Source organism: Pseudomonas sp. FSL L8-0168, assembly GCF_037976155.1.
GTDB classification, from domain to species: domain Bacteria; phylum Pseudomonadota; class Gammaproteobacteria; order Pseudomonadales; family Pseudomonadaceae; genus Aquipseudomonas; species Aquipseudomonas paracarnis.
This window is the reverse complement of sequence record NZ_CP150262.1, coordinates 1,849,325-1,863,474: the sequence shown is the minus strand read 5'-3', so window position 1 is coordinate 1,863,474 and position 14,150 is coordinate 1,849,325. Positions and strand designations below refer to the sequence as shown.

The following is a 14,150-nucleotide window of genomic DNA, read 5'->3' as shown; positions in this document are numbered from 1 at the left end:
GTCATCCGTCAAATTACTAGCCTCCATGCGCATCAGGGGGATAGGTGCGTGGCGGCGATTGTGATAACATCCGGCGGTTTCCAGGGCTGCCCCGAGGGGTGGCCTATAACGTGCAGATCCGTGTCATAACTCGTTGATTTGTCGTAAGTCGTTGTCAGGCACCGTGCCGGCAGCGGCGAGCTTCGTTCGTCCCGAATGGATGTGACGAGGTTTCACCCGAAAAAGGAATCAGGCTTCTCATGGGCGAACTGGCCAAAGAAATCCTCCCGGTCAATATCGAAGACGAGCTGAAACAGTCCTACCTCGACTACGCGATGAGCGTGATTGTCGGTCGGGCACTGCCTGATGCGCGCGATGGCTTGAAGCCCGTGCACCGGCGTGTGCTGTTCGCGATGAGCGAGCTGGGTAACGACTGGAACAAGCCGTACAAGAAATCTGCCCGTGTTGTCGGTGACGTGATCGGTAAGTATCACCCTCACGGCGACACTGCGGTGTACGACACCATCGTTCGGATGGCGCAGCCGTTTTCCCTGCGCTACCTGCTGGTAGACGGCCAGGGTAACTTCGGTTCGGTGGACGGCGACAACGCCGCGGCCATGCGATACACCGAAGTGCGCATGACCAAGCTGGCGCACGAGCTACTGGCCGACCTGCATAAAGAAACCGTGGACTGGGTGCCGAACTACGACGGCACCGAAATGATCCCGGCTGTCATGCCCACCAGGATTCCCAACCTGCTGGTCAACGGTTCCAGCGGTATCGCCGTGGGCATGGCCACCAACATCCCGCCGCACAACCTCGGTGAAGTCATCGACGGTTGCCTGGCCCTTATCGACAACCCTGAGCTGACCGTCGATGAGCTGATGCAATACATTCCCGGCCCGGACTTCCCGACCGCCGCGATCATCAACGGTCGCGCCGGCATCATCGAAGCCTACCGCACCGGCCGTGGGCGCATTTACATGCGCGCCCGCTCGATCATCGAAGACATCGACAAGGTCGGTGGCCGCCAGCAGATCGTCATCACCGAACTCCCTTACCAGTTGAACAAGGCACGCCTGATCGAGAAGATCGCCGAGCTGGTTAAAGAGAAGAAGCTGGAAGGCATCACCGAGCTGCGCGACGAGTCCGACAAAGACGGCATGCGCGTGGTCATCGAGCTGCGCCGCGGCGAAGTGCCGGAGGTGATCCTCAACAACCTCTACGCCCAGACCCAGCTGCAAAGCGTGTTTGGTATCAACGTGGTTGCCCTGATCGACGGCCGCCCGCGCATCCTGAACCTCAAGGACCTGCTGGAAGCCTTCGTGCGTCACCGTCGCGAAGTGGTCACCCGCCGTACCGTGTTCGAACTGCGCAAGGCCCGCGAGCGCGGCCATATCCTGGAAGGCCAGGCGGTTGCGTTGTCGAACATCGACCCGGTGATCGCCCTCATCAAGGCCTCGCCAACCCCGTCGGAAGCCAAGGAAGCGCTGATCAGCACACCTTGGGAATCCAGTGCCGTGGTCGCGATGGTTGAGCGCGCTGGCGCCGACTCGTGCCGCCCCGAGACCCTGGACCCGCAATACGGTCTGCGTGAAGGCAAGTACTTCCTGTCGCCAGAACAGGCCCAGGCTATCCTGGAACTGCGCCTGCACCGCCTCACCGGCCTTGAGCACGAGAAGCTGCTGGCCGAGTACCAGGAGATCCTCAACCAGATCGGCGAGTTGATCCGCATCCTCAGCAGCGCTGTGCGCCTGATGGAAGTGATCCGCGAAGAACTGGAAGTGATCCGCGCCGAATACGGCGACGTGCGCCGCACCGAAATCCTCGATGCGCGCCTGGACCTGACCCTGGGTGACATGATCCCGGAAGAAGAGCGCGTGGTGACCATCTCCCACGGTGGCTATGCCAAGACCCAACCGTTGGCGGCCTACCAGGCCCAGCGTCGTGGCGGTAAAGGTAAATCGGCTACCGGCGTGAAGGATGAGGACTACATCGCTCACCTGCTGGTCGCCAACAGCCACACCACGCTGCTTCTGTTCTCCAGCAAAGGCAAGGTGTACTGGCTCAAGACCTACGAAATCCCGGAGGCCTCCCGCGCTGCCCGTGGTCGTCCGTTGGTCAACCTGCTGCCGCTGGACAGTGATGAATACATCACCACCATGCTGCCGGTCGAGGAATACACCGAAGGTCATTTCATCTTCATGGCCACCGCCAAGGGCACCGTGAAGAAGACCCCGCTGGAATCCTTCAGCCGTCAACGCAGCGTGGGCCTGATCGCCCTGGAGCTGGACGAAGGTGACGTGCTGATTTCCGCAGCCATTACCGATGGCGAGCGCGAAGTCATGCTGTTCTCCGATGGCGGCAAGGTCACACGCTTCAAGGAATCCGACGTACGAGCCATGGGCCGTACCGCCCGCGGTGTACGCGGCATGCGCCTGCCGGAAGGGCAGAAGCTGATTTCCATGCTGATCCCGGAAGAAGGCAGCCAGATCCTCACCGCTTCCGAGCGTGGTTATGGCAAGCGCACCGCCATCAGTGAGTTCCCGGAGTACAAGCGTGGCGGCCAGGGCGTGATCGCCATGGTCAGCAACGACCGCAACGGCCGTCTCGTCGGCGCGGTGCAGGTGCTCGACGGCGAGGAGATCATGCTGATTTCCGACCAGGGCACCCTGGTGCGTACCCGTGTGGCGGAAGTGTCGAGCCTGGGCCGTAACACCCAGGGCGTGACCCTGATCAAGCTGGCCAAGGACGAAAAACTGGTCGGCCTGGAGCGTGTGCAGGAGCCTTCGGAAGTCGAAGGCGAAGAGCTCGAAGGTGAGGAATTCGAAGGCGAGGTTATCGCAGCTGGCGATGACAACGTTGACGAGCCAACCCTCGACGCTGCCGCAGACGAAGAAGAACCGCAGGAATAAGCGGACACACAGGGGGCGGATGAAGATTCGCCCCCTTGTTGTTTGTCCCCTATGAAACACAGCGCCCTTTGCCTGGACGCGGTCCATGTGGGAGCTGGCTTGCCTGCGATGCAGGCGCCTCGGTCATTCAGTGATACCGCGGCGCTGCTATCGCAGGAAAGCCAGCTCCCACAGATGTCCGCTCCAGAATGAGGGCGTTGCTGACATGATTGCAGCCCCACCAGATCAGAGTGAGATTGGATGTGAGCAAGAGAGCCTATAACTTCTGTGCCGGTCCCGCGGCGCTTCCTGAAGCAGTCCTGCAGCGTGCGCAGGGTGAACTCCTCGACTGGCATGGAAAAGGCCTCTCCGTGATGGAAATGAGCCATCGCAGCGATGAGTTCGTGTCTATCGCCAACAAGGCCGAGCAGGACCTGCGCGACCTGCTGGACATCCCATCCAATTACAAAGTGCTGTTCTTGCAGGGTGGTGCGAGCCAGCAGTTCGCCCAGTTACCGCTGAACCTGCTGCCCGAAGGCGGCACTGCCGACTATATCGACACCGGTATCTGGGGGCAGAAGGCCATTGAGGAGGCCTCGCGCTACGGCCATGTCAACGTGGCGGGCACCGCCAAGCCCTACGACTACTTCGCCATTCCCGGTCAGAACGAGTGGAAGCTGACCAAGGACGCGGCCTACGTTCACTACGTCGCGAACGAAACCATCGGTGGCCTGGAATTTGATTGGGTGCCGCAAGTCGGTGACGTTCCGCTGGTGTGCGACATGTCTTCGGACATCCTCTCGCGCCCGATCGACGTGTCCAAATACGGCATGATCTACGCCGGCGCGCAGAAGAACATCGGCCCGAGCGGCATCCTGGTCAATATCATCCGCGAAGACCTGCTGGGCCGTGCCCGTTCGCTGTGCCCGACCATGCTCAACTACAAGGTCGCGGCCGATAACGGCTCGATGTACAACACCCCGCCGGCGTTTGCCTGGTACCTCTCCGGCCTGGTGTTCGAATGGCTCAAGGAGCAGGGCGGCGTGGCGGCCATGGGCAAGCTCAACGAAGAGAAGAAGCGCGTCCTGTACGACTTCATCGACGCCAGCGGCCTGTACAGCAACCCGATCAACCTCAGCGACCGCTCGTGGATGAACGTGCCGTTCCGCCTGGCCGACGACCGCCTGGACAAGCCGTTCCTGGCTGGCGCCGACGAACGCGGCCTGCTGAACCTCAAGGGCCACCGCTCGGTGGGTGGCATGCGCGCCTCCATTTATAACGCCGTCGACATCCACGCCATCAATGCGCTGGTTGCCTACATGGCAGAGTTCGAGAAGGAACACGGCTAATGTCTGAGCAAGAACTCAAGGCCCTGCGCGTACGTATTGACAGCCTGGATGAGAAGGTCCTGGAACTGATCAGTGAGCGCGCGCGCTGCGCCCAGGAAGTGGCCCGGGTGAAAATGGCGTCCCTGGCGGAAGGCGAAGTGCCGGTGTTCTACCGCCCCGAGCGTGAAGCCCAGGTGCTCAAGCGTGTGATGGAACGCAACAAGGGCCCGTTGGGCAACGAAGAGATGGCGCGGTTGTTCCGTGAAATCATGTCCTCGTGCCTGGCGCTGGAGCAGCCGCTGAAAGTGGCTTACCTCGGCCCTGAAGGCACCTTCACCCAGGCGGCAGCCATGAAGCACTTCGGCCATGCGGTAATCAGCAAGCCGATGGCGGCCATCGACGAAGTCTTCCGTGAAGTCGCGGCCGGTGCGGTGAATTTTGGCGTGGTGCCAGTGGAAAACTCCACCGAAGGCGCGGTCAACCACACGCTGGACAGCTTCCTCGAACACGACATGGTCATCTGCGGTGAGGTGGAGTTGCGTATCCATCACCACCTGCTGGTGGGTGAAAACACCAAGACCGACAGCATCAGCCGTATCTATTCCCACGCCCAGTCCTTGGCCCAGTGCCGCAAGTGGTTGGACGCCCATTACCCGAATGTAGAGCGCGTGGCGGTGTCCAGCAACGCCGAGGCGGCCAAGCGGGTCAAGGGTGAGTGGAACTCGGCGGCGATTGCCGGCGATATGGCTGCCGGCCTGTACGGCCTGACGCGCCTGGCCGAAAAGATCGAAGATCGCCCGGATAACTCCACGCGCTTTTTGATGATCGGCAGCCAGGAAGTGCCGCCGACCGGCGACGACAAGACCTCGATCATCGTCTCCATGAGCAACAAGCCCGGCGCGCTGCATGAGCTGCTGGTGCCGTTCCACGACAACGGGATTGACCTGACGCGCATCGAGACTCGTCCTTCGCGCAGCGGTAAGTGGACCTACGTATTCTTTATCGACTTCATGGGCCATCACCGCGACCCTCTGGTCAAGGGCGTGCTGGAGAAAATCAGTCAGGAAGCCGTGGCACTCAAGGTGCTGGGCTCTTACCCGAAAGCGGTTTTGTGAGGCTTTGACATGAGTGGCAACTTCCTCGCCCTGGCGCAGCCGGGCGTGCAACAACTCTCGCCTTACGTTCCAGGCAAGCCTGTGGACGAGTTGGCCCGTGAGTTGAATCTGGACCCGTCCAAGATCGTCAAACTGGCGAGTAACGAAAACCCGCTGGGCCCGAGCCCCAAAGTGTTGGCGGCGATTCGTGAAGAGCTGGCCGAGCTGACCCGTTATCCCGATGGCAACGGTTTTGCCCTCAAGTCGCTACTGGCGGACAAGTGCCGGGTCGAGTTGAATCAAGTGACCTTGGGCAACGGCTCCAACGACATCCTTGAACTGGTCGGCCGTGCCTACCTGGCGCCAGGTTTGAATGCGGTGTTCAGCGAACACGCGTTTGCGGTCTACCCGATTGTGACTCAGGCGGTGGGGGCGGATGCTCGCGTGATTCCTGCCAAGGACTGGGGCCATGACTTGCCGGCGATGCTGGCGGCCATCGATGCCCAGACTCGCGTGGTGTTTATCGCCAACCCGAACAACCCGACCGGCACCTGGTTTGGCGAGCAGGCACTGAACGAATTCCTGCAGGACGTGCCGGCGCATGTGCTGGTCGTGCTGGACGAAGCCTACATCGAGTACGCCGAAGGCAGCGACCTGCCCGACGGCCTGGATTTCCTCGCGGCCTACCCGAACCTGCTGGTGTCGCGTACGTTCTCCAAGGCTTATGGTCTGGCGTCGTTGCGGGTCGGCTATGGCTTGTCCACCCCCGTGGTCGCCGATGTGCTGAATCGCGTGCGCCAACCGTTCAACGTCAACAGCCTGGCCCTGGCGGCCGCCTGTGCGGCGGTGAAGGATGCCGAATACCTGGAAGAAGGCCGTCGCCTCAACGAAAGCGGCATGCTGCAATTGCAGGAAGGCTTTCGTGAGCTGGGCCTGGGCTGGATTCCGTCCAAGGGCAACTTCATCTGCGTCGACCTCGGCCAAGTGGCCGCGCCGGTGTTCCAGGGCTTGCTGCGCGAGGGTGTGATCGTACGCCCGGTAGCCAACTACGGGATGCCGAACCACCTGCGTATCACCATCGGTTTGCCGGCTGAGAACAGCCGCTTCCTTGAGGCGCTGGCCAAGGTTCTGGCCCGTGGTTGATGTCACTGCATTGCAACCTGCTGTGCCTATGATCGGTCGCCTGGTGGTGGTCGGCCTGGGGTTGATCGGTGGCTCCTTCGCCAAGGGCCTGCGTGAAAGCGGGCTGTGTGGCGAAGTGGTGGGCGTGGACCTCGACCCGCAGTCGCGCACGTTGGCGGTGGAGTTGGGCGTGGTGGACCGCTGTGAGGCGGATCTGGCCGTTGCGTGCCAGGGCGCGGATGTGATCCAGCTCGCCGTGCCGATCCTGGCCATGGAGAAATTGCTGGCGGTACTGGCAGGCATGGACCTCGGGCAAGCGATCCTTACCGATGTGGGCAGCGCCAAAGGCAACGTGGTGCGCGCGGCACGATTGGCGTTTGGTGGCATGCCGCCGCGCTTTGTGCCGGGCCATCCCATCGCGGGTTCCGAGCAGAGCGGGGTGGAGGCATCCAATGCGCAGTTGTTCCGTCGGCATAAGGTGATCCTGACGCCGCTTGCGCAAACCGATCCCACGGCGTTGGCAGTGGTGGATCGTCTCTGGCGCGAGCTGGGCGCGGATGTAGAGCATATGCAGGTCGAGCGTCACGACGAAGTGTTGGCAGCGACCAGTCACTTGCCGCATCTGCTGGCATTTGGCTTGGTGGATTCTTTGGCCAAGCGCAACGAGAACCTCGAGATTTTCCGCTACGCCGCCGGCGGCTTCCGCGATTTCACGCGGATTGCCGGCAGCGACCCGGTGATGTGGCACGACATCTTCCTCGCCAATCGCGAAGCGGTGTTGCGCACTCTGGACACCTTCCGCAGTGACCTCGACGCCTTGCGCGACGCCGTGGATGCGGGAGACGGCCATCAACTGCTGGGCGTGTTCACCCGTGCGCGGGTGGCGCGCGAACATTTCAGCAAGATCCTCGCGCGCCGGGCCTACATGGAAACCGCAGTGAGCACCGATGACCTGACCTTCATCGCCAGTCCGGGTGGCCGCTTGAGCGGGCGCATCCGCGTGCCGGGTGACAAGTCGATCTCTCATCGCTCGATCATGCTGGGGTCGTTGGCCGAGGGTGTGACCGAGGTGGAAGGCTTCCTTGAGGGTGAGGACGCCCTGGCGACCTTGCAGGCCTTTCGCGACATGGGCGTGGTGATCGAGGGCCCGCACCATGGGCGCGTGACCATTCACGGTGTCGGCCTGCAGGGCCTGAAGGCAGCGCCGGGGCCGATCTACGTGGGCAATTCCGGCACGTCGATGCGCCTGTTGGCCGGTGTATTGGCGGCGCAGCGCTTCGACAGCGTGTTGACCGGCGATGCCTCGCTGTCCAAGCGCCCGATGAGCCGCGTGGCCAAGCCGCTGCGTGAAATGGGCGCGATCATCGAGACCGGGCCGGACGGGCGTCCGCCACTGAGCATTCGTGGCGGGCAATCGCTCAAAGGCTTGAACTATGTACTGCCTATGGCCAGTGCCCAGGTGAAATCCTGCCTGTTGTTGGCGGGGTTATATGCTGAGGGTAAAACCTCGGTGACCGAGCCCGCACCGACCCGCGACCACACCGAGCGCATGCTGCGCGGCTTTGGCTACCCGGTGGCGGTGCAGGGCGCGACGGCGTCGCTGGCGTCGGGGCATGGGTTGACCGCTACGCGTATTGAAGTGCCAGGGGATATCTCGTCTTCGGCGTTTTTCCTGGTGGCGGCCTCGATTGCCGAAGGCTCCGAGCTGTTGCTGGAGCATGTCGGTATCAACCCGACCCGCACCGGTGTGATCGACATCCTGCGGCTGATGGGGGCTGATATCACCCTCGAAAATCAGCGTGAGGTGGGCGGCGAGCCGGTTGCGGATTTACGTGTGCGTGCTGCTGCGCTCAAGGGCATCGAGATTCCAGAGGCCCTGGTGCCGTTGGCGATTGATGAGTTTCCCGTGCTGTTTATTGCCGCAGCCTGTGCTCAGGGGCGCACTGTTTTACGCGGGGCCGAAGAGCTGCGCCTCAAGGAGTCCGATCGCATCCAGGTGATGGCCGACGGTCTGTTGGCTCTGGGCGTGAAGTGTGAACCCACGCCTGATGGGCTTATCATTGACGGTGGCCCGATGGGCGGCGGTGAAGTGCATGCCCATGGCGATCATCGGATTGCCATGGCGTTCAGTGTGGCTTCCCTGCGGGCGACGGCGCCTATTCGTATCCTTGACTGCGCCAATGTTGCTACGTCTTTTCCGAACTTTCTGACACTGTGTGCCCAAGTCGGCATCCGTGTTGCCCAAGAGGCTCAATTGTGAATATCAAAGCACCGGTGATTACCATCGACGGGCCTAGCGGCTCGGGCAAAGGCACAATCGCTGGCATTCTGGCCAAGCGCCTGGGTTGGTGCCTGCTGGATTCTGGCGCGCTGTACCGCCTGCTGGCGTTCGCTGCGCACAACCATGGTGTGGACCTGACCAACGAAGAGCTGCTGACGAAACTTGCCGCCCATCTGGATGTGCAGTTCATTGCGGCGACCGAGGGTCAGTTGCAGCGCATCATTCTGGAAGGTGATGAAGTCAGCGATGTGATTCGCACCGAGAGTATCGGCGCGGGCGCCTCCCAAGTGGCTGCGCTGCCCGCCGTGCGCGAGGCGCTGCTGCAGCGCCAGCGCGCATTCCAGGAGGCGCCGGGCCTGGTGGCCGATGGCCGCGACATGGGCACGGTGGTGTTTCCCGAGGCGCCGCTGAAGATTTTCCTGACCGCCAGCGCCGAGGAACGGGCACGCCGCCGATACTTGCAGTTGAAGGGCAAAGTCGATGGTGTTAGTCTGTCGAGTCTGCTAGATGAGATCCGTGCACGCGATGAGCGTGATACCCAGCGTGCGGTAGCCCCGCTCAAGCCGGCGGCTGACGCCATACAGCTGGATTCCACGGAGTTGTCCATCGAGCAGGTGCTGGAACGCATCATGAGTGAAATCGCCATTCGCGATATCGCCGGGTGATCAAGAAGGCCGCAGGGGACCAGTCATAGTCCTGCGGTGGCTTCTTTTAACTGAAACTGACCCACACCGTCTGGGGTGTGGAGATGGGCGTATTCTTCGCCCTTATCAACAGGAATTAAAATGAGCGAAAGCTTTGCGGAACTCTTTGAAGAAAGCCTAAAAACCCTGAACCTTCAGGCAGGCTCCATCATCACCGGTGTTATCGTTGATATCGATTACCAAGCTCGCTGGGTAACCGTTCACGCTGGTCTGAAGTCTGAAGCTCTGATCCCGCTGGAACAGTTCTACAACGATGCTGGTGACCTGACTATCAATGTCGGTGACGAAGTTCACGTTGCTCTGGACTCGGTTGAAGACGGTTTCGGTGAAACCAAGCTGTCCCGTGAAAAAGCCAAGCGCGCTGAATGCTGGATTGTTCTCGAAGCAGCCTTCGCAGCTGAAGAAGTGGTCAAGGGCGTTATCAACGGTAAGGTTAAAGGCGGCTTCACTGTCGACGTTAACGGCATCCGTGCGTTCCTGCCAGGTTCTTTGGTCGACGTTCGTCCAGTGCGCGACACCACGCACCTGGAAGGCAAAGAACTGGAATTCAAAGTCATCAAGCTCGACCAGAAGCGCAACAACGTTGTCGTTTCCCGTCGCAGCGTGCTGGAAGCAGAGAACTCCGCCGAGCGTGAAGCTCTGCTGGAATCCCTGCAGGAAGGCCAACAAGTCAAAGGTATCGTCAAGAACCTCACCGATTACGGCGCATTCGTCGATCTGGGTGGCGTCGATGGCCTGCTGCACATTACCGACATGGCTTGGAAGCGTATCAAGCATCCTTCCGAAATCGTCAACGTTGGCGACGAGATCGATGTCAAGGTTCTGAAGTACGATCGTGAGCGTAACCGCGTTTCCCTGGGCTTGAAGCAGCTGGGCGAAGATCCATGGGTTGCTATCAAAGCTCGTTACCCAGAAAGCACCCGCGTAACCGCGCGTGTTACCAACCTGACCGACTACGGCTGCTTCGCAGAGCTGGAAGAAGGCGTGGAAGGCCTGGTACACGTTTCCGAAATGGACTGGACCAACAAGAACATCCACCCTTCGAAAGTCGTACAAGTCGGCGACGAAGTGGAAGTTATGGTTCTGGACATCGACGAAGAGCGTCGTCGTATCTCCCTGGGCATCAAGCAGTGCAAATCTAACCCATGGGAAGATTTCTCTGGCCAGTTCAACAAGGGCGATAAAATCTCCGGCACCATCAAGTCGATCACCGATTTCGGTATCTTCATTGGTCTGGACGGCGGCATCGACGGCCTGGTTCACCTGTCCGACATCTCCTGGAACGAAGTTGGCGAAGAAGCTGTTCGTCGTTTCAAGAAGGGCGACGAGCTGGACACCGTTATCCTGTCGGTTGACCCAGAGCGCGAGCGCATCTCCCTGGGCATCAAGCAACTGGAAAGCGATCCGTTCTCCGAGTACGTTCAAGAGAACGATAAAGGCGCCATCGTTAAAGGCACTGTGAAAGAAGTTGACGCCAAAGGCGCCATCATCGTTCTGGCCGACGATATCGAAGCGACTCTGAAAGCCTCCGAAATCAGCCGTGACCGCGTTGAAGACGCGCGCAACGTTCTGAAAGAAGGCCAGGAAGTAGAAGCCAAGATCATCAGCGTTGACCGCAAGAGCCGCGTGATTCAGCTCTCCATCAAGTCGAAAGACGAAGTGGAAGAGAAAGAAGCTATCCAGAGCTTGAAAGAAGCTGCTCCGGAAGCTGCTGCTGATACCACCATGGCGGCACTGCTGCGCCAGGCAATGGCTAAGCAGAACTAAGTTCTGTAAAGCTGTAGAAAAAGGGCGACTTCGGTCGCCCTTTTTTGTGCCTGAAATTTGATGAAGCAACTGCACCGAACCAAGGCATTCAGCCCAATGTCAGAACTGACTATAGTCTTGAAAACGGCTATTTCGCGTTGCTGACTCAATAAGGGTTTGAATGAACAGAATTATCGTAATACTCGCCTTGCTCGTGCTTGCAGGCTGCTCCTCCACCAGTGCCAAGACCCACGCGAAGCGCGGCGTCAGCGGCATCGAGGTCGACTGCTCTGGCCTGGGCAACAAGTGGGAAAGGTGCGAAAAGCGCGCTGCCCGTGAGTGCAAGATGCAGGGCTACAAGGTCATAACCCGCTCCAGCGACGCAGAGGACGAAGAGGGCGACTACCTGTTCGGCTGGAACCCTGCTGGCGCGGTGACGCGGACCATGTTGGTGATCTGTAAGTAAGGGGTTGGCTGCTTGCTGAGCGTGTTTATTCAGCCCCAGATAAGTTGACACATGGGCTGTTCAAATTCATCAACTCATGCTAAAACCTTCGGAGCGCTTTTCCTAGCTGCTTGAAAAAGAAGGGAAAAATATGACGAAGTCGGAGTTGATCGAACGAATTGTCACCCATCAAGGGCTGCTCTCATCCAAGGATGTAGAGCTGGCTATCAAGACCATGCTTGAGCAAATGTCCCAATGCCTGGCCACCGGAGATCGCATCGAAATCCGCGGCTTCGGCAGCTTCTCCCTGCACTACCGCGCACCGCGCGTAGGCCGCAACCCAAAAACCGGCCAATCCGTCAGCCTCGACGGCAAATTCGTTCCCCACTTCAAACCGGGCAAGGAATTGCGCGATCGGGTGAACGAAGAAGAGGAAGAAGGCGTCTGAGTGTCTTTGGGGAAGGAGAAGGGTATGCGTGGGGTTAAGCGCGTTGTTGCGGTGTTGATTGCAGTGCTTGCGGCTTTGGTGGTTCTGGCGTTTGTGCTGGAGAACCAGCAGGGCGTGGCGCTGTCATTCCTGGGGTGGAGTACTGCGCAGATGCCGGTGGCGGTGTTTGTGGTGGTGGCTTTGATTGTGGGGATGGTGATTGGGCCGGTGTTGGGGGTGGTTGTGCGTAGGCGTCGGGGTAAGGCGGTGGTTTAGGGTTTGGTCTTAGCTTGCAGTTGTGATGGAAGCGCGCGGTGTTGACGACCGTTTGTCAGAAATCTCATCATGTCGAGCGCATTGAGCTGCCTAGCTACCTATTCCCGCTGGTTACGACAGTTCTCTGGGGGAACTCAGAATCGTCTGACATACATGTCAAGGCTTGTAATATACCAAAGAGATGGCAGAATGGAATCTGTTCTCGATAACAGGCATTTTGTGCGCTCAGAATTTGGCAGAGACGCTGGGTTTTGGCGGTCACCTAATTAGAATAAAAAACGCAATTTTGTCTGCATAACGAGCCCGCAGTTTCTCTTTGAAGGCAGGTTTTTGTTGTGAGTAGTAGCTTCCGCACGCCCCCGCTCCATCCGTCCGGCGAAGTAGATCTTGTAGCGCTTCTCCAAAGCGTCTGTCAGCAGAAAAAGCTCATCATATGTATCACTGCTGTCGCGGCTTTTGTTGCTGCGGCATACGCATTCATGGCTACTCCGGAGTACCAGGTAAGCAGTGTGCTTCGGCCCGCCGCGATCAATGAACTGGACGCATTGAACCGGTCCGAAGTTTATAAGCTCCCTCCAGGTGAAGCGCTCATCAAGGTGGGCGCTGCACTGGAGTCTTACGATACTCGGCTAAGCTTTTTCCGTGCTAACCAACAGCTATTTAAGAACTTTGAACGGCCTGGAAGAACGTTGGAGCAAAGTTTTGAAGAGTTTAATCGAAACTCGATTAATCTAATTTTGCCTGACCCTAAGAAAGCTGACTCTCTCAGTGCTTATATCAAGCTTGAAATGAATTATCCTAAAGGGGTTGACGGCGTAGGTATTCTGAATAGCTTCGTTACCTACGCTATAGATTCCGAACGCCAGCAAATCGCTGCGGATTTAGATGTAATTGTAAAAAATAGATTGAACGAGTTATCCGGTAAGTGGGCGGCGGCTCGCTCTAACTATGTTATCGATAAGGAGGCTAAAATCGCTTCCTTGCGGGAAGGCGATACGCTCAAGCGGAATCAGCTGCAGGATGAATTGAAAGCGCTTCGTGCTCAATTGAAGACGCTGCGTCAGGATCGTATTGCGCAGCTCAATGAAGCGATCAATATTGCAAGATCACTGGGTATCAAAAAGCCATCTACTCCCTCTTCGCTAGGGGACGCCGATCGATCGGGTGCCAATAGCGTAATGAAGACTGAAATTAATAATCAGCAAGTACCTTTATATTTTATGGGGGTTGATGCCCTTGAGGCTGAGCGTTCCGCACTGAGCCAGCGTAAATCAGATGATTTTACCGAGGGGCGGATTGCCCAGATCTCAAAAGAATTACAGTTGTTGCAAAATAACCGGCAGATTGAGGTCCTGAATCTTCGTGAGAAAGAGGATCTATTTCTAAATGGCGTAGAGCCAATACGCGCTGAAATAGCTCGCCTAGGCAATCTCAACATTGATATGAGCCGATTGAAGCTCGTATCCATCGACAGGCAGGCGCTTGAGCCGTTAAGGCCAGTCAAGCCGCGAAAGGCGATGATCTTGATCGGCGGATTGGTCATAGGTGTCATGCTGGGCGTCTTGGCGGCAATGATTCTCCATTTCATCAGGCTCAATGGTCGGAGCCCATCAAGCGTTCTGGCGATTCCTGAGCAAGCGAATAGGAAAAGCCATAGCAGGCTTTCAAACAGGTCCGAAGAGTTAGCGAGATAGTGGTCGTCGGTGCGTGGCCCAGCCATCCTAGTGCCCGGTGGCGATGTGTACCACTATCAAGAAAAGCTCCGCCTTCGGAAATTTAAGGCGCAGTTGAGGTAAGAGAGGATTCTCTTGAAGGATCAAGATATCCTGTCCCAATTGGCGGTTTCGCTCAGCG

11 protein-coding genes are annotated in these 14,150 nt (G+C 58.6%); all 11 read left to right on the top strand.

From position 1 onward, the window contains the following. Window positions 1-239: 239 nt before the first annotated feature. The 11 genes from gyrA (at window position 240) to MHH62_RS07885 (ending at window position 13,990) form a co-directional block, all read left to right on the top strand. The gene (gyrA, locus tag MHH62_RS07935) at window positions 240-2,894 is read left to right on the top strand and encodes a DNA gyrase subunit A (RefSeq protein WP_014717617.1); all 2,655 of its coding nucleotides are present in this window, start codon (window positions 240-242) and stop codon (window positions 2,892-2,894) included. Between the two features lie 242 nt (window positions 2,895-3,136). After that, entirely contained in the window at window positions 3,137-4,222 is a 1,086-nt protein-coding gene (gene serC, locus MHH62_RS07930) for a 3-phosphoserine/phosphohydroxythreonine transaminase (protein WP_339232796.1), read from the top strand. Next, complete coding sequence (gene pheA, locus MHH62_RS07925; protein ID WP_032902668.1) at window positions 4,222-5,316, top strand: prephenate dehydratase; 1,095 nt, start codon at window positions 4,222-4,224, stop codon at window positions 5,314-5,316. Before serC ends, pheA begins: the two co-directional genes overlap by 1 nt. 9 nt (window positions 5,317-5,325) lie before the next feature. After that, on the top strand, window positions 5,326-6,438 hold the full coding sequence (gene hisC, locus MHH62_RS07920) for a histidinol-phosphate transaminase (RefSeq protein ID WP_032902670.1): 1,113 nt from the start codon (window positions 5,326-5,328) through the stop codon (window positions 6,436-6,438). A gap of 28 nt (window positions 6,439-6,466) precedes the next feature. Beyond that, a complete protein-coding gene (locus tag MHH62_RS07915; protein ID WP_339233031.1) occupies window positions 6,467-8,677 on the top strand; it encodes a bifunctional prephenate dehydrogenase/3-phosphoshikimate 1-carboxyvinyltransferase in 2,211 nt (736 codons plus the stop codon). Next, on the top strand, window positions 8,674-9,363 hold the full coding sequence (gene cmk, locus MHH62_RS07910; RefSeq protein ID WP_003189772.1) for a (d)CMP kinase: 690 nt from the start codon (window positions 8,674-8,676) through the stop codon (window positions 9,361-9,363). The genes MHH62_RS07915 and cmk overlap by 4 nt, the downstream gene beginning before the upstream one ends. 120 nt (window positions 9,364-9,483) lie before the next feature. After that, window positions 9,484-11,169 carry a 30S ribosomal protein S1 gene (gene rpsA / locus MHH62_RS07905; protein ID WP_003189774.1) on the top strand — a complete coding sequence of 562 codons (1,686 nt, stop codon included), beginning with the start codon at window positions 9,484-9,486 and terminating at the stop codon, window positions 11,167-11,169. A gap of 160 nt (window positions 11,170-11,329) precedes the next feature. Then, window positions 11,330-11,614, top strand: a complete 285-nt coding sequence (locus MHH62_RS07900; protein ID WP_323558708.1) for a hypothetical protein — start codon at window positions 11,330-11,332, stop codon at window positions 11,612-11,614. A 130-nt stretch (window positions 11,615-11,744) separates the two neighbouring features. Beyond that, window positions 11,745-12,041: an integration host factor subunit beta gene (gene ihfB, locus MHH62_RS07895; RefSeq protein WP_003189779.1), complete on the top strand. Its 297-nt coding sequence runs from the start codon at window positions 11,745-11,747 to the stop codon at window positions 12,039-12,041. Between the two features lie 24 nt (window positions 12,042-12,065). Then, entirely contained in the window at window positions 12,066-12,296 is a 231-nt protein-coding gene (locus MHH62_RS07890; RefSeq protein WP_003189781.1) for a lipopolysaccharide assembly protein LapA domain-containing protein, read from the top strand. Between the two features lie 335 nt (window positions 12,297-12,631). After that, entirely contained in the window at window positions 12,632-13,990 is a 1,359-nt protein-coding gene (locus tag MHH62_RS07885) for a Wzz/FepE/Etk N-terminal domain-containing protein (RefSeq protein WP_339232792.1), read from the top strand. Window positions 13,991-14,150 lie beyond the last annotated feature (160 nt).